Annotated in this window: 12 protein-coding genes and 2 pseudogenes; 5 read left to right on the top strand and 9 right to left on the bottom strand. The window is 63.2% G+C overall.

Features of this window, described 5'->3' with window-relative positions; genetic code table 11:
* Positions 1–16: 16 nt before the first annotated feature.
* On the bottom strand, positions 17–1,360 hold the full coding sequence (locus tag NKH17_RS11245; protein ID WP_352895954.1) for an aminotransferase-like domain-containing protein: 1,344 nt from the start codon (positions 1,358–1,360) through the stop codon (positions 17–19).
* 103 nt (positions 1,361–1,463) lie between these two features.
* Here NKH17_RS11245 and NKH17_RS11240 point away from each other — a divergent pair, with 103 nt between their 5' ends.
* The 5 genes from NKH17_RS11240 (at position 1,464) to NKH17_RS11220 (ending at position 6,246) form a co-directional block, all read left to right on the top strand.
* Positions 1,464–2,432 carry a substrate-binding domain-containing protein gene (locus NKH17_RS11240; RefSeq protein WP_352895952.1) on the top strand — a complete coding sequence of 323 codons (969 nt, stop codon included), beginning with the start codon at positions 1,464–1,466 and terminating at the stop codon, positions 2,430–2,432.
* A gap of 70 nt (positions 2,433–2,502) precedes the next feature.
* Positions 2,503–3,333, top strand: coding sequence for an ABC transporter substrate-binding protein (locus NKH17_RS11235; protein WP_502910594.1), 831 nt, complete (start codon positions 2,503–2,505; stop codon positions 3,331–3,333).
* An 8-nt stretch (positions 3,334–3,341) separates the two neighbouring features.
* Positions 3,342–4,262, top strand: a complete 921-nt coding sequence (locus NKH17_RS11230; protein ID WP_352895948.1) for an amino acid ABC transporter permease — start codon at positions 3,342–3,344, stop codon at positions 4,260–4,262.
* Positions 4,249–5,022 carry an amino acid ABC transporter ATP-binding protein gene (locus NKH17_RS11225; RefSeq protein ID WP_352895945.1) on the top strand — a complete coding sequence of 258 codons (774 nt, stop codon included), beginning with the start codon at positions 4,249–4,251 and terminating at the stop codon, positions 5,020–5,022. Before NKH17_RS11230 ends, NKH17_RS11225 begins: the two co-directional genes overlap by 14 nt.
* Before the next feature lie 42 nt (positions 5,023–5,064).
* The gene (locus tag NKH17_RS11220; protein ID WP_352895943.1) at positions 5,065–6,246 is read left to right on the top strand and encodes a M20 aminoacylase family protein; all 1,182 of its coding nucleotides are present in this window, start codon (positions 5,065–5,067) and stop codon (positions 6,244–6,246) included.
* 126 nt (positions 6,247–6,372) lie between these two features.
* On the opposite strand, the gene NKH17_RS11215 is transcribed toward NKH17_RS11220, so the two are convergent.
* From NKH17_RS11215 to NKH17_RS11180, 8 genes and pseudogenes are all read right to left on the bottom strand, one after another.
* Positions 6,373–8,019, bottom strand: coding sequence for a hypothetical protein (locus NKH17_RS11215; protein ID WP_352895941.1), 1,647 nt, complete (start codon positions 8,017–8,019; stop codon positions 6,373–6,375).
* A gap of 148 nt (positions 8,020–8,167) precedes the next feature.
* Positions 8,168–10,151: pseudogene (locus NKH17_RS11210) on the bottom strand (ABC transporter permease).
* Positions 10,148–11,224, bottom strand: a complete 1,077-nt coding sequence (locus NKH17_RS11205) for a quaternary amine ABC transporter ATP-binding protein (RefSeq protein ID WP_352895939.1) — start codon at positions 11,222–11,224, stop codon at positions 10,148–10,150. Before NKH17_RS11205 ends, NKH17_RS11210 begins: the two are co-directional and overlap by 4 nt.
* Before the next feature lie 74 nt (positions 11,225–11,298).
* Positions 11,299–12,274, bottom strand: a pseudogene (locus tag NKH17_RS11200) (ABC transporter substrate-binding protein).
* Positions 12,275–12,688: 414 nt separating this feature from the next.
* A complete protein-coding gene (locus NKH17_RS11195; protein WP_352476591.1) occupies positions 12,689–13,474 on the bottom strand; it encodes an SDR family oxidoreductase in 786 nt (261 codons plus the stop codon).
* 8 nt (positions 13,475–13,482) lie between these two features.
* Entirely contained in the window at positions 13,483–14,247 is a 765-nt protein-coding gene (locus NKH17_RS11190) for an SDR family oxidoreductase (protein ID WP_352895937.1), read from the bottom strand.
* A 126-nt stretch (positions 14,248–14,373) separates the two neighbouring features.
* Positions 14,374–15,882 (bottom strand): sugar ABC transporter ATP-binding protein, encoded by a 1,509-nt coding sequence (locus NKH17_RS11185; protein WP_352895935.1) that lies wholly within the window; start codon positions 15,880–15,882, stop codon positions 14,374–14,376.
* A 33-nt stretch (positions 15,883–15,915) separates the two neighbouring features.
* Positions 15,916–16,854 carry a sugar ABC transporter substrate-binding protein gene (locus tag NKH17_RS11180; protein ID WP_254820381.1) on the bottom strand — a complete coding sequence of 313 codons (939 nt, stop codon included), beginning with the start codon at positions 16,852–16,854 and terminating at the stop codon, positions 15,916–15,918.
* Positions 16,855–16,975 lie beyond the last annotated feature (121 nt).

Genomic DNA, 16,975 nt, shown 5'->3' with positions numbered 1-16,975 from the left:
CGGCGATTGCCTTGCCTCAGACAACTTCCCGCGCCGGGTCGGCTGCAAGCGCCAGGGAATTTGCGACGTGCTCGAGGTGCTCCTCGTCCAGAATGCTGGTCGCGACGCGGACGGCGTTCGTTTTTCCCGTCGAAAACTTCGCTCCGGCATGGACCGCGATGCCGTGGGCGGCCAGCGTGACCATCGCGTAAGGTTCCGAAGCAACCGGAATGAGCACGCTGAGACCGTGCCCGGCGTCGATATCGACATTGCGTTCGGCCAGTTCGCAGGCGAGCCGTTCGCGGCGGCGGCGGTAGACCTGCTTCGCCCGCTCCACCAGGGCGGCCGTGGCCGGGTCTTGCAGCAGCCAGGCGGTGGCCGCCTGCAGGATGCGGCTGGTCCATCCCGAGCTGAAGCTGCGGTAGGATTGGATCTGCTCGACGATCGTCGCCGATCCGGACAGGACGGCGAGCCGCAGGTCCGGGCCGTGGGTCTTGGAATAGGACAGGATATGGACGACGCGATCGGGAAAACGCCGACCCAGCGAAATGCGCGGCGCCGAGGCAATATCGCCGACGCCATCGTCTTCGACAATCAGCACATCGGTACCGGCGAGCAGGTCGCCGATGACTTCCAGCCGCGCCGGCGACATGCAGGCGCCGGTCACCGAATGGACGCGCGGCTGGAACAGGAACGCGACCGGCCGCTGCCGCAGAGCGCTGGCGAGCGCGTCCGGCAAGGGGCCGTCACCGTCGCAGTCCACCGGGATGATCGGTACGTCGAGATCCTCGAGGATGTCGAGCAGGCGAAGCGCCGTCGGGTTCTCGATGGCCACCGGCGCTCCCGGCGGGACCAGCGCATGCAGCAAGGTGTAGATGGCGTTGTAACCGCCATTGGTGGCCAGGAACGCACCGGGATCGTACGGCCATGACGGGCGCACTGCGGCCTCCAGCTCGGGCAGGATACGCACCCGCTCGTAGCTGTTGAGCTTTTCGGCGCGCGCACCATGCGCCAGCGCGATGTCGAGCGGCGGCAAGAGCCTCACATCGGGCTCCGCGATCGCCAGGTTCAGAACATCCTGTCCGTAATTGCCGCCGCTCATGTGGCGCTCGGGGCGGGCGGCAAAGCGGTTGCCCATGATCCAGGTGCCGTTGCGTCCGCGGCCGCCGATGATCTTGTAGCGCCGCAACTCGCTCCACGCCTGCGAGACCGTCGCCGGGCTGACGCCGAGCACATAGGCCAGATCGCGCACCGGCGGAAGTTTCGCGCCGACCGGCAGCGCGCCGCTTCTGATCAACGCACTGGTCTCGCGCGCGATGCCGCGCATCGTGCGGTCGCCAAGGCGTTCAGCGAACCATCCTGCATCGAAATCCATCGGCATCGGCGACCGTTGAAGCTAATGTTCAATAACATAATAACATTTGATCGGCAGAAAATAAACATTTACCAATCGCCGGTCAAACATAGCTTTGAAGTTCATGCCGATGGCCGTTTCGATCACTATAGCCACCCGCGATTGGGACTATCTCACTCCCTTGGTCCTGGGTGACGTCGCCTCCAGCCGCCTGTCGGTGAAGGTTGATCGTGTCGCCACGCTAATCGCGGATATCGGCACCGATCCGAACTACGATGCGGCGGAGGTCTCGTTCAGCCGTTATGTGTCGGCCATGGCGTCGGGCCGGGATACGGTGGTTGGAATACCGTGCTTCATCATGCGCGGCTTTCGCCATCGCTGTATCATCACGGTCGAGGACAGTCCGCTGGAGCAGTTTTCCGACCTTGCCGGCAAACGTATCGGCGTCACCGGCTGGCGCGATTCCGGCAACACGTGGACGCGCGGGGCGCTTCGCCGGGAGGGCGTCGGCATCGAGGATGCCTATTGGTTTGCCGGCCGGTTGACATCCGAGCACCCGATCGCCGACCGCCTCGACGGATTCGGCAGGCCGGGGCGCATCGAAGCAGCACCAGGCGAGCGCCCGATGATGGAGCTGCTGGCGCAAGGCGAGCTCGACGCCGTTTTCACGCCCTTCATGCCGGACGGCTTTTTCGGCCCGGCTTCCGGCTTCCGGCAAGTGCTGCGCGATTTTCGCGCGGCCGAACGCGCCTATTTCGCCGACGTCGGTTATGTGCCGGGCATGCATCTGGTCGCCGTCAAGGCCGCAATGGCCAGGGAACATCCCTGGCTGCCGCAGGAACTCGCCAGGCTGATCGACGAAAGCCAGCGCGTCTGGACGGCAAAGCGCCGAAAATATGCCGACACCTCGCCGTGGGTCCTCGAGGAGCTGCTTCATGCGGGGCGCGACCTGCCTGCCTCCTGGAACGCCAGCGGCCTGCCTGCCAACCGGCGCATGATCGAGGATTTCGTCATCGAGCTCCATGCCCAGGGCATTCTGACGGAACCGATTTCCGCCGAAGCCTTGTTTCCTTTCGAGGCCGGGTCGCGGGCCACCTGACAACGCAACGAAGAACACGAAGGAGAATGCCATGAGGACAATCAGCTTCATATTCGCCTCGCTCGTCACCATGCTGGCGCAGGCCAGCTTTGCCCAGGACGTCCAAAAGCAATCGGTGAACGAAGACTTGCGCGCCCGGCTGCCGGAAGAGATCCGCACGGCGGGAAAGATCACGGCTGTCAACAACGGCTCGTTCCCGCCCTATGAGATCGTCACCGGCACCGAACTGTCAGGGGCGACCAAGGACATTTCGGACGCCATCGGCCAGTTGCTCGGCATCGAGGTCGATCATGCCTCCGTCGCCGGCCTGCCGGCTTTGCTGAGCGGCATCAATGCCGGCCGTTATCAGTTCGCGATGGGGCCTGTCGGCGACTATCCCGACCGCCAGAAATCCAACGACTTCGTCGATTGGGTGCGCGAATACGTTGTCTTCGCCGTCGAGAAAGGCAACCCGCAAGGCATCACCTCGCTCGACACCGCGTGCGGCAAGCGCATCGCCGTCATGTCGGGTGGTTCGGCCGAAAAGGTCATCAAGCAGCAGGCGCAGAAATGCACCGAGGGCGGCAAGCCGGCCGTCGAGGTGCAATCCTTCACCGACCAGCCAAGCTCGATACTGGCCGTCCGGTCGAAGCGCTCCGACGCATTCTTCTCCTCGCAGGCGCCGCTGACCTATTTCGTCGAGCAGGCGAAGGGCCAGCTGGAACTCGCCGGGGTCGGCCAGGCCAACGGCTTCAAGGACATCTACCAAGGCGCCGTCGTCAAGAAGGGTTCGCCGCTGGGCGGCGTGCTGCTCGACGCCTTCAAGATCCTGATGAAGAACGGCACCTACGCCGCGGTGATGAAGAAGTGGGGCCTCGAGAAGAACATGATCGACGCGCCCGGCATCAACCAGGGCCAGTAGAGGCTGCCATGACCGACGCGACCGCTGCCTACGCGGCCGGGCTGCCGCGACGTCCCGACGACGCGCTGCGCGACGTCAAACGAGCCCACCGGCCATTCCCGCTCGTCCGGCTGGCGCTCTGGGCATTCACCGTCGCCGTCGCCGCCGGCTTCGCCTATATCGTCGCGGTCAACCCGAATTTCGGCTGGCCCGTGGTCGCCCAGTATTTCTTCGATCCGACGGTCATGCAGGGGCTTTCCGTAACGCTCGGCCTGACGGTCGTGGCGATGATCCTAGGCATCGTGCTCGGCCTGCTGCTCGCCATCGCGCGCATGTCGAACGACAGGCTGGCATCCTTTCTCTCCGGCCTGTTCATCTGGTTCTTCCGCGGAACGCCGCTGCTGGTGCAACTGATCCTGTGGTACAACCTTTCGACGCTGTTTCCGCGCATTTCCATTGGCTTCGCCAGCTGGAACACCAACGACCTGATCACGCCTTTGACAGCCGCCGTTCTTGGTCTGGCGCTGAACGAGGCCGCCTACATGGCCGAGATCATTCGTGGCGGGCTGCTGTCGGTGGACAAGGGACAGGCCGAAACGGCTGAAGCCTTCGGCATGACCCGCGCGCGGGCCTTGCGGCGCATCATCATCCCGCAAGCCATGCGGTCGATCGTGCCGCCGACCGGCAATCAGCTGATCAGCATGATCAAGGCGACGTCGCTTGTCAGCGTCATCGCCATGGCCGACCTGCTCTACTCGGTGCAGTCGATCTACAATCGCACCTTCGAAATCATTCCGCTGCTGATGGTTGCAGTGCTGTGGTACCTGCTGATCACCTCGGTTCTCAACGTGGCGCAAGGCGCGATCGAACGCCACTACAGCCGCGGCGACCGCGGCGCCCGTGAGAAGACGGCGACCGCCACACTGGAGGCCGCCAATGAGCGCGCATGACACGCCCCTGGTCAGGGCGCGCAACGTTCACAAGGCGTTCGGCCCGCTCGAGGTGCTGAAGGGCATCGACCTGGACGTCGCGCCTGGCGAGGTGGTGGTCATTCTCGGACCGTCCGGCTCCGGCAAATCAACCTTCCTGCGATGCATCAATCATCTGGAGGCGATCGACCAAGGGTCGATTGAGGTGGACGGCGAGCAGATCGGCTACCGGCTGCACAACGGCCGGCTCGACAAACTCTCCGACCGGGCGATCGCGGCGCAGCGGCGCAAGATCGGCATGGTGTTCCAGCAGTTCAACCTCTATCCACACATGACGACCCTGCAGAACGTCATCGAGGCTCCGGTCGGCGTTCACCGGGAGAACCGCAAGGAGGCGATCGGCTACGCCCGCGAACTGCTGACCCGTGTCGGTCTCGCCGACAAGATCGACGCCTATCCGCGCCAGCTTTCAGGCGGCCAGCAACAGCGCGTCGCCATCGCCCGCGCGCTCGCCATCCGCCCGAAATTGATGCTCTTCGACGAGCCGACGTCGGCGCTCGATCCGGAACTGGTCGGCGAGGTCCTCTCCACCATGCGTGATCTTGCCAAGCAGGGCTTGACCATGATCGTCGTCACACACGAGATCGGCTTTGCCCGCGAGGCGGCGGATCGGGTGGTGTTCATGGACGACGGCAATGTGATCGAGGCCGGGCCTCCGGACGAGGTTCTCGCCAAACCCAGGCACCCGCGCACGCGGGCCTTTTTAAGCCGTTTCATCTGACAGCAAAGCCGGCACGATTACGTGCTCGGCAAAGGACCTTCGATGCCAAAGACCTCCAACCAGTTCGCCGACATTTCCGACTTCGCCGACAAGGCCGCCGAGCTTGCGGTGGTTCGCCAGCACCTGCACGCGCATCCCGAGCTTTCATTCCAGGAGCACGAAACGGCTACATACGTTGCCGAACGGCTCGAAGGCTGGGGCTACGAGGTGACGCGCAATGTCGGCGGGCTCGGCGTCGTCGGCCGCTTGCGCCAGGGCAGCGGCCGCAGCATCGCCATCCGCGCCGACATGGACGCCTTACCGATTACCGAAGCGACCAATCTCCCTTATGCCAGCCAGGCCAGCGGCAAGATGCACGCCTGCGGCCATGACGGCCACACCACGATGCTGCTCGGCGCCGCCGAATACCTGGCGCGCACGCGGCATTTTAACGGCACGGTGAACCTCATCTTCCAGCCGGCCGAGGAAGCCGGCAAGGGAAGCGGGGCGCAGGCGATGATCGCCGACGGCCTGTTCGAGCGCTTTCCCTGCGATGCGATATTCGGGCTGCATAACCATCCGGGCGCGCCGACGGGTTCGTTCCTGATGCGCGCCGGGCCGCTGATGGCGGCGAGCGATACCGTCACGATCAAGATAACCGGGCGTGGCGGCCACGCCTCGCGTCCGCACCTGACGGTCGACCCGATCGTCGCTGCCGCCAACATCGTCATGACCCTGCAGACGGTGGTGTCGCGCAACGTCAACCCCATCGAGACGGCTGTCGTTACCGTCGGCACCATTCACGGCGGCACGGCCTCCAACGTCATCCCGGAACACGCCGAGATCACGCTGAGCGTCCGCTCTTTCTCGGCCGAGATCCGCGACACGCTCGAGCAGCGAATTCGCAATATCGCAGCACTTGTGGCGCAGGCGCATGGCGCAACGGTCGAGATCGATTACGAGCGCGGCTACCCGGTGGTGATCAATTCCGAGGGCGAGACGTCCTTCGCGACAGACGTCGCTGTCGAGCTCGTCGGTCAGGACAAGGTGTCCGTCTGCCCGTTGATCCCCGGCAGCGAAGATTTTTCTTATTTCCTCGAACACAAACCCGGTTGCTTCCTGCGTCTCGGAAACGGCGAGGATTCAGCCATCCTGCACAGCTCGAAATACGATTTCAACGACGGCAATCTGACCGTCGGCGCAGCGCTCTGGGCTCGATTGACCGAGAGATTCCTGGCCATGTGATCCACACCTGCGGCTTGGATTGTCGATCGGCCGGTCGAGCAGAATTGGGGAAACCGGCCGCGCGACTATCGTCAACGAACTCTCACCGCATTCCAGCTCCTTCGAACAGGGTAGGTGTTTATTCTCTCAGACGAACAAAAAGTCACTCGTTGTCAGCGTGTTCGTAAAGTTTGCGAGAGTAACTTGATCGACTCCCGCGGTAATGATGGTGTCGGTTCCACTTTGTGCAATTGTGAGATCATCGAACGATTGCACGCCCTCCACGCCGCTAAACACAATGGTGTCGCCTTGGGTCTGGCTGAAGTCGTAAATGGTGTTTTGGGTTCCGACCGTCATTGAACCATCGTCCTTGAATATGAATTGGTCTTTGCCGCCCTGAGCCAGTTCGCTCAGTTGCCCGTCGCCCCACATGTCATTGATGACCGTGCAGCCGGGTGCCGCGCTCCCGGCGTACAGGGTATCATTTCCACCCTTGGCCGAACCGGACATTTGCAGAGCGTCGCCGCACAGGAAGTTACGGACCTGGCCGCTTTCGCTGTTCTGGCCCCCGGTAAGAATGTCGTTGCCCCCCTGGGCGGAACCGGACATAGAGCGCGCGTCGCCGTATAACTCGTTTAGAACATCAGGAAAGGCGCTTTTGTCCCCGCCAGTCAGGGTATCATTGCCGCCCACAGCGCTGCCGAGCATCGTGACAGCGTCGCCATACCCCAAATTGTGGGTGCCTTGCAGCACGGCCACGTCATCGCCCCCAAGCGCATGGTCGGACATGTTGCCGCCCGCGTCGCCGTAGAAAGTTATCTCCGAGCCACCCGCGCTCGTGAAAGTGTCGTTGCCGCCCGCGGCGAAACCGGAAAGATCACCGCCCGCATCGCCATAAAGAGTTTTGCTCCCGATCTCCCCACCCAGGTCCGTATAGTGGTCGTCGCCGCCCTGAGCATGGTCAGACATGTTGCCGCCGGCGTCACCGAAGAAGGTGTTGGTGGAAAAGAAGCTACCCGTGAAGGTATCGTTGCCACCCTTGCTGTAGGCCGACATATCGCCGCCGGCATCGCCGTAGAAAGTGTTGAAGGAGTCGGTCCTGCTCGTGAAATTGTCGTCGCCGCCTTGCGCATTGCCGGACATGTTGCTGCCCGCGTCACCGTAGAAAATGTTATTGGCTTCTATCGAGCCCTGGAAGGTGTCGTTGCCGCCCTTGCCATGGTCGGACATCTCGCCGCCCGCGTCACCGTAAAAGGTGTGATCGGCTCCTTGTCGAGTGCTGGTCACGAAAATGTCGTCGCCGCCTTGAGCAAAGCCGAACATGTTGCCGCCGGCGTCACCGTAGAACGTGTTGTCTACCCGTCTACCCACTTCACTGCTCAACGTATCGTTGCCGCCCTTGCTGTGGTCCGACATATCGCCGCCGGCATCGCCGTAAAAAGTGTTGAAGGAGTCGCCTTCGGCCCTAAAACTGTCGTCGCCGCCCAGAGCATGAACGAACATGTTGCCGCCGACGTCACCGTAGAAGACGTAGGTGCCCAGCGAGGCGCCTGTGAAACTGTCGTCGCCGCCCTTGCTGTGGTCCGAGCTATCCTCGCCGGCATCTCCGTACGCAGTGGTGGTGGAGGATGGCGATCCCGTGAAGATGTCGTTGCCGCCCCTCGAGAAATCTAGCAGGCTGCCGCCAGCATCGCCGATTAAGATGTTTGTATTTAGATCGCCTGCGAGGACGTCATCGGTGCCCCGTTGACGGTCTACTAGATCACCGGGAGTAAAGGGAACGCGTATAGCCATTATTCGCTCTCCTGTTGAGCCTGCCCGTCCGATGACAGCCGTACGATGTGAGGTAACAGCGAGCAATCATCCCGAATGGCTATATCTTTAGGCGTAGGGATCGGTGTGCGCGCTTGGCGGCAGCTTCCTGAGGCCGTCCTATTCTGGACTATCCCAGCCTTGCGCGAGCCTTCGCCGTCCAGGCGTTGAACAGCCGGTCTGCGACGATGCCAATGAAGGCAATGGCCAGGCCGGCGACGATGCCGCGGCCGGAATCGGCCTTGGACAGCGCTATGAACACCTCCTGGCCGAGATCGCGGGTGCCGACCATGGCGCAGATGATGATCATCGCCAGTGCCATCAGGATCGTCTGGTTGACGCCAAGCATGATCTCTGGAAGCGCCAGCGGCAGCTGCACGCAAAAGAAGGTCTGGCGCCTGGTGCAGCCGGACACCTTCGCCGCCTCGATCAGCGCCGGCGGCACCTGCCGGATGCCGTGATTGGTGTAGCGGATCGCCGGCACCACGGCGAAGGCGACGGTGGCGATCATCGCGGTGACGTCGCCGACCCTGAACAGCATCACCACCGGAATGATGAAGCAGAACGACGGCAGCACCTGCAGCGTGTCGATGACCGGCGTGACGGTCTTTTCGAAGCGGTCGCTGCGCGATGCCATCAGCCCGATCGTAATGCCGATGAGGCAAGCGATAAAGGCCGAGATGCCGCACAAATAGACCGTCGCCATGGTCTTTTCCCAAAGGCCGGTGACGGCGCAGAACGCTGTCAATGCCGCGACCAGGGCGGCGAGGCGGAAGCCGCCGAGCTGGTATCCGGCAAGGCCAAGGAGACAAACCGCGCCCAGCCACGGAAAGCCCTCGCAGAAGGCGCGCACCGGGTTCAGCACGTTGAGGATAAGCGCCACGCGGAACGCTTCGATCGTGTCGAAGAAGTTGATGGTGATCCAGTTCACCGCCGCCTTCCACAAAGGCGCGGTGGTGAAGGTGATCGCTTTCGGCACCGCGGCGAAGGCCGGCACGAACAGGCCGAGCAGCGTGGTGACGGCGAGAATGGCGACGGCCAGCGTCAGGTTGGGATAACGCCGCCAGAAGCTGGTGCCGGCCTGATGGCGGACATTGCCCTTGGCGTGATTGTGCGCGATCGCCTGGCTCAGCCGGTCGAGTGCAATCGCCAGTGCGACGATGGCGAGGCCAGCTTCCATCGCCTCGCCGACCTTGAGCGCGCGCAACGCCAAAAGCACGTCATAGCCGAGCCCACCGGCGCCGATCATCGAGGCGATGATCACCATATTGAGCGCCAGCATGATGACCTGGTTGACGCCGACCATCAATGTCGGCCGCGCCGACGGCAACAGCACCCCGCCACAGCTTCTGCCGTGCCGTGCAGCCGGCCATCTCGCTGAAATCGTCGATCTCCGACGGCACCCGCGACAGGCCGAGCATCGTCGCCCGCACCATTGGCGGCGTCGCGAAAATTGCCGTCGCGATCATTGCCGAGACCGGGCTGTTGCCGAAAAGGAGCAGCATCGGGATGAGATAGGCGAAGGTCGGGATCGTCTGCATCAGATCGAGGGCAGGGGAGATCAACAGCCTCTCCGCCCAGGGCTTGCGCCATGCCCAGATGCCAGCGAACAGCCCGGTGACAATGCAAAACGGCACGGCGATCGAGATCAAGCCCAGCGTCAGCATGGCGCTGGTCCACTGCCCGAACAGCGCGATGTAGAGAAAACAGCCGCCGGCCAGCGCACCCAGTTTCCAGCCGCCGGCCGCGCGTCCGGCAAGGTAGGCGGCAGCGCAGACGCCGACCCAGGACAGGCGCGGCAACACGACCATATCGGCGCCATGGCCGATCTTGAAATTCTTGGCCAGAAGAGAGAGCGCGAAATCGAGCGGCACGCCGAGCACCGCGGTGATCGAACGGGTCAGCCAGGAGAAATTCGACTTCACCCAGTTCATCAGCGCACCGACCCAGTCTGCGACAGGAACGATCGCGCCGGCCGGGTAATTGACCGCCCAGGGTAGGCTTTCCTGCAGCAGGAAGACGACAAGCACGGCGGCGAGCGCGCAGGCCCAGATCGCCAGCCAGGTTTGAACCGGCCGGGGCCTCGCTGCGCTGGCGCTTGCCGTGACCGTCATGCGCCGGCCCCACGACGTTCTATGCCGGCCAGAAGATCGATCACCGCCTGCGGCGTGACTAAGCCGATCGGCTTGCCGGTGCCGTTGACCACCGCGAAGGGCTTGCCGGCAGAGACGATATCAGCCGAAAAACTTGATATCTTGGCATCCGGCGCGACCGTGCCGCCGTACTCGGCGCCGTCGCAGGCGCGCATCAGGCTGCGCGCCGATATCACCTTGGCGCGATCGACATCGCGGGTGAATTCGGCGACATAGTCGGTCGCCGGATTGACCACCAGCTCTTCCGGCGTGCCGATCTGGATGACTTCGCCGTCCTTCATGATGGCGATCCGGTCGGCCAGCCGGATGGCCTCGTCGAAATCATGGGTGATGAAGACGATCGTCTTGTGCAGCATGGTCTGCAGCCGCATCAGCTCGTCCTGCATCTCGCGGCGGATCAGCGGGTCGAGGGCCGAGAACGGCTCGTCGAGGAACCAGATTTCCGGCTTCGTGGCGAGGCTGCGGGCGATGCCGACACGCTGCTGCTGTCCGCCGGAAAGCTCGCGCGGATAGAAATGCTCGCGGCCGCGCAAGCCAACCAGCTCGATGACTTCACGGGCTCGCTTCTCGCGCGTCGGCCGGTCCTGCCCCTGGATGCCCAAGGGAAAGGCGATGTTCTCGAGTACGTTGAGATGCGGCAGCAAGGCAAAATTCTGGAACACCATGCCCATACGGTGGCGTCGCAGCTCGATCAGCGCGGCATCGGAAATCTTGAGCAGGTCCTTGCCTTCAAACTCGACCTTGCCGTGGGTCGGCTCGATCAGCCGCGACATGCAGCGCACCAGCGTCGACTTGCCTGACCCCGAAAGTCCCATGATGATGAAGATCTCGCCTTGGCGGATTTCGAGATCGACGGCGCGCACCGCCCCAACCAGTCCGGCCGCGGCGATGTCCGTCATGCTGGCCTTGCCGTTGCGCCGGCGGATGAAATTGGCCGCGTCCGCGCCAAACAGCTTCCAGACATTGCGACAGGCAAGCTTTATCGGGCGTGCATCGTTGCCCGCTTTCGCCGCCTGTTCAATCGTATCGCCCATTCAATCGTCCTTCTGGAATAGGGGATCGAGACCCGGCCCTGAATGGCCGGGTCGTCGCGTTTCCAGTCAGACGGTCACTCGGCCCAGGCTTTCCAGTCGGCTTCGTGGGCGGCGATCCAGGCGGCGGCGACGTCTTCCGGCGTCTTGCCTTCGAGATCGATCTCGCCGCTCATCTTGTTGAGCTCGTCGGTATCGACCGTGTAGTTTTTCGCGGCCTTGTAGGCGACCGGCCATTTGTCCTTCATGCCGGCCCAGGAATATTTCCAGATCTCGCCATGCGGCTTGCCGCAGTCATATTTGGCGTCGGGGTTCACGCCCCATTTCGGGTCGTTGTAGCATTCCGGCGTATAGTCGGGGAATTCGACCCATTCGCCCTTGTATTTTAGCCGGCGCCCAATGCGGCGAATAGATCCACAGCATGATCGGCGCCTTGCGCTGATAGGCCGAGTCCAGTTCGGCGAACATCGCCGCATCGGTACCGGCATGGATGACGGTGAAGGGCAGTTTCAGCGCCTCGACGCGTTCGTCGTCAAAACCTTCCCATGTTACGGGGCCGCCGAGATAACGCCCCTTCGGCGCGGTTTCGGCGGTCGAGAATGCTTCGGCGCATTTCGGGTCTTTCAGCGCTTCCCAGTTCGGCAGGCCGGGGCATTTCTCTTTCATATATTCGGGAAACCACCATTCTTCCTTGGCCTTGGGTCCGAGCTTGCCGAGGCGTTCGGTCTGGCCCGTCGCGTCCGAGGCCTTCATCGCCTCGCCGGCCGTCGTGTCCCAGAATTCCAGGCCGACATCGATGTCGCCATTGGTCAGGCCGGTGGTCAGGCTGGAGAGATAGTCGGCGGTCGGGTACTCGACGGTGTAGCCGAGCTTTTCGAGGATGCCGGCGAGGATCTTTGCGTTCAGATTGACGCTGGTCCAGTCGAACAGCGCGATCTTGATCGGGTCGTTGGATTCCGGCGCTGCCGCATGGGCCGAAGACGTCAGCGCGCTCGCCGCGGTAAGTATTAAGGCTCCCATTGAGAAACTCGAAATCATGTTCCGAAGTGACATGCTTGTTCTCCTGTCAAGCTCTGGTGAAGTTATCGTTCGTTCCCTTCTTGCATCTTTTTTTGATTGTGTTGGAAAAGCTGGTCGTTGCGCAAGGGCGTTGGCGCCAGATTGCTGCCGGCGCTGAAGCGGCGCAGAGCGGATGATGCCCAATTTTGTGAAGATGTGCCGGAGAGGACCGTGTCATGGCTGCTGATGGATTGCTGCCAAGGCAGTCCGCGGATCGATCGCCGGTCTGGCGGCGCTCTGAAAGATGCGAGCCATCAAGGTCCCATGATCTCAGCTGTCGGCCTGGCGAACCCATCTCGCCAGAGCCGTTTCATGGGATGAAATTATATATACCAACATTCATGTCTCGCAACGCGTAATGCCGTCACGGTCATGCAATTCGGACAGGGCACTGCCGCCCGAGTATCCTCACGACATGATCAGGCCGCCATCGACATTGATGGTCTGGCCGGTGATGTAGGCCGCATCGTCGCTGGCGAGAAAGCTGACCAGGCCGGAGACGTCCTCGCCGCTGCCGGCGCGGCCCATCGGGATGTTCTTCACCCATTCGGCCATCAGTTCGCCGGGCTTGTAATCGCCCATCAACTTGCCCCACGCCGCATCGTTATAGGCCCACATGTCGGTGTCGATGATGCCGGGGCAGATCGCGTTGACGGTGATCTTCTCCTTCGCCACTTCCTTGGCCAGGCTCTGGGTGATGCCGACGACGCCGAATTTCGAGGCCGCATAATGCGGCGTGTAGATAAAGCCCTGCCGCGCCTGGCCGGATGCGGTGTTGATCAGCCGGCCGCCGTCGCCGTGCTTGCGGATGCGCGCGATCGCCTCCTGGCAGCACAGGAACACGCCCTTGGTGTTGACCGCCATCACCTTGTCCCATTCGGCCTCTGTCATCGCCTCGACCCTGGCGATTGTGATGACACCGGCATTCTGTACGGAGATGTCGACGCGGCCGAACTGTTGCTCGGCCAGGTCATAGAGGGCGACGACCTCGTCCTTCCTGGTCACGTCCATGCGCAGCGATGCGACCCTGGCGCCCGCAGCCTTCAGGTCGGCGGCAACCTCATCGACGCGCGCGTCGATGGCGCTGACGACGACCGCCGCACCTTCCGCGGCGAAGCGCCTGGCCATTGCCGCCCCAATGCCGCCGCTGGCGCCGGTGATGACCGCCGTTTTTCCCTGGAATCGCTTCTGCATCTTTTCTCCTACCAGCAGACGAAGCCGCCATCGACGATCAGGTCGATGCCGGTGACGAAACTCGAGGCGCGGCTGGCCAGGAACACGGTCGGGCCGACCATCTCTTCCGGCGCCGCCATGCGGCCCATCGGCGTGTCGCGCTCGAAGATCTTGACCTGGTCGGCGACCTCCGGTCGCTTGTTCATCGGCGTCAGCGTGTAGCCGGGGCTGACGACATTGACGCGCAGGCCGCGATCGGCCCATTCCATGGCCAGGCTCTTCGACATGTGGATGACCGCGGCCTTCGACGAATTGTAATGCGCCTGGGTCAGGCCGCGATTGACGATCGAGCCTGACATCGAGGCGATGTTGATGATCGAGCCTTTGCCCCGCGTCAGCATGGCGCGGGCCTCGGCCTGGCAGGACAGGAACACGCCGCTGACATTGACGTCGTAGAGCTTCTGCCATTTCTCCAGCGACAGCGTCTCGGCCGGCTCAGCTCCGGCGACGCCGGCATTGTTGACGGCGACCGTCAGCGCGCCGAGTTCCTTCTCCGTACGCTCGATCGCGGCCGCAAGATCGGCCTCTGAAGTCACCGTGCCGTTCAGCACCAGCGCCTTGCGGCCAAGTGCCGTGATCCGGTGCGCGGTCTCCTCCAGCCCGCCTTTGGAGGCGTGGCCGAAGCAGGCTATGTCGGCGCCGGCCTCGGCCAAGCCGATGGCGATTGCTTGGCCGATGCCGCTGCCGGCGCCCGTAACAAGTGCCACGTCACCATGAAGTTCGAATAGTTTCATCGTCGGTCCCTCTGTTCCAACCGCCGTCCTCCGGAAATAAAGGGGCGCCAACTCTGTTGCTGGCGCCCCGCGCGGTCTGGTGCCCGGGAGGATACCACCTGCTGCGCTTTGTTTCGATGGGCCGTCCTAGCTCGTGGCGAGTTCCATCACGGCGACATTGCTCGCTTCGCGACGGTCGAGAATGCCGCGTTGCCGGCCGCGGCTCAGCACCAGCACGCGATGCGACAGGCCGAGCACTTCCTCGAGATCGGAACTCACCACCACCACCGCCATGCCGGAACGGGCAAGGTCGGCGATGACATCATAGATCGCGGCGCGTGCACCGACGTCTATGCCGCGCGTCGGCTCGTCCAGGATGAACACCTTGGGCGGGCGCGACACCCATTTGGCAATGATCACCTTCTGCTGGTTGCCGCCGGAGAGCTTGCTGACCGCCTGGTTCGGCCGGCCCTTGACGCCGAGCCGGCGAATGCCGGCCTCGGCGAATTTCTGCACCGCCTTCGGGAACACCCAGCCATTCGGCGCGACATGGTCGAAATTGCCGATCGCCAGGTTCTCGCCGATCGTCTGGTCGAGCACCACGCCTTGCGCCTTGCGGTCTTCCGGTACGAGAACGACGCCGGCCTTGATCGCCGCCGCCGGGCCCTTGAGATGCACCGGCTTGCCGGCGACGCGCACCGAACCCGATGAGATCGGATCGGCACCGGCGATCGCCCGCACCAGCTCCGTGCGTCCGGCGCCGATCAGCCCGGCAATGCCCATGATTTCGCCGGCCCGCACTGAAAAGCTGACATTTTGAAAGCTGCGTTCCGGCGAGGACAGGTTCTCGACTTCGAGCAGCGTGTCGTTGCCCGACGCCGATACCGTAGGGAACATCCGCTCGACGCTGCGGCCGACCATCTGCTCGACGACGGTGCGCACCGGAACGTCGGCGCGCTCGTGCCGGGCGACGATGCGTCCGTCGCGCATCACCACCACGCGGTCGGCGATTTGGGCGATCTCGTCCAGCCGGTGGCTGATATAGATGAAGGACATGCCTTCCGCCTTGAGCTTGCGGATTTGCTGGAACAGGAGCTCCGTTTCCTCGCCGCCAAGGGCGGCCGTCGGTTCGTCGAAGATCAGCAACTCGGCATTGAGCGTCAGCGCCTTGGCGATTTCGACCTGCTGCTGGGCGGCGATACGCAGCGTGCGCACTTTGCGCTCGGGTGAGACATCGAGGCCGAGGCGCTTCAACTGGGCCGATGCCCGTGCATTCATTGCCGTGCGATCGATGCGGCCGCCGCGCATCGGCAGGCGCCCCACATAGACGTTTTCGGCGACCGACAGATCGGGCAAGAGCTTCAGCTCCTGGTGGATCATGCCGATGCCGGCGTCGATCGCCGCGGCAGGATTGGCGGGGGAATAAGGGTTCCCCCGCCAGGTGATGGTGCCGGCATCGGGTTTCGTCGACCCGGCGATGATGTTCGAGACGGTCGACTTGCCGGCGCCGTTTTCGCCAAGCAGCGCCACGACCTCGCCCGGCCGCACCTCGAAGCTCGCATCGGCCAGGACCTGCACCGGCCCGTAGCTCTTGCAGAGGCCGCTGACGACGAGCCCGTTATGGGGGCTGTGCGTATGGCGAGGATCGGTGGACATCGTTGCGCTCGCTGACTGCCGGACTGGTCTCAATCAGGGATGCTTGGCGATGAACTGCTCGACATTGTCCTTGGTGGTCAAAGTCGCATCCTGCAGCTGTTCGGCGGGAATGGTCTCGCCGGCCACCAGCTTGATTGCCGCGTCGACGGCAAGCCGGCCCATGCCTTGCGTCTGCTGCGTTGCCGTCACGTCGAAGACGCCGTCCTTTAGTGCCTTGAGCGCCGCCACGTCGCCGTCGAAGCCGGCAACCCAGACCTTGTGGCCGGGATTGGCGACCTTTACCGCCTGCGCCGCACCGAGCGCCAGCGCGTCGGCCTGGCCGATGACGATCGACACATCCGGATGCGACTGCAACAGATCCTGCGTCAGCTTGAAGCCTTCGTCCTGGTGCCAGCCTTCGCTCCACAATTCGCCGACCACCTTGATGTCGGGATAGCCCTTCAACGCTTCGCCGCAGCCCTTCGAGCGATCGACCTCGGGCGTCGTACCCTTCTGGCCGTGGATGATGATCAACTCGCCCTTGCCGCCGGCCTGCTTGGCGATGTAGTCGCAAACCGCCTTGGCAGATGCCACGCTGTTGGTGGCGATGAAGGTGTCGCCGGGTGCGCCGTCGGCGTTGCGATCGACATTGATGACTGGGATGCCGGCCGCCTTGGCCGTCTTGGTCGGCACGGTGGCGGCGGTGGCGCCCGCCGGAATGTAGATCAGCGCATCGATGTTCTGCGTGATCAGGTCCTGCACCTGGCTGACCTGGGTCGCCGAATCGCCCTTGGCATCGACAGTAACGACCTCGATGCCCTTTTCCTTGCCATAGGCTTCGACGGATTGCTTGATCTGGTTGAAGAAGTCGGCCTGCAGATTGGCGACGGCGAGGCCGAGCTTCTTGGCCTCCTTGGCCGAGGCCATATCGGACAGGCCAAGCAGCGGGATGACGGCCGCGGCGGCAAGCAGCAATGAACGTTTGGTCAGCATGTTATTCCTCCGTTGATGTTCAATCTGTCCTGCCCGCGCATCGCGGCGCCCCTTGGCCGAACAACTCCCAGTTTCGGATCACCGATCCGTTTTCGCCCGAATATCCGGGTGAATCTCATTG

The organism is Mesorhizobium sp. M1334, from assembly GCF_040317995.1.
Classification (GTDB): Bacteria; Pseudomonadota; Alphaproteobacteria; order Rhizobiales; family Rhizobiaceae; genus Mesorhizobium.
This window is presented reverse-complemented; position numbering and strand designations above follow the sequence as displayed.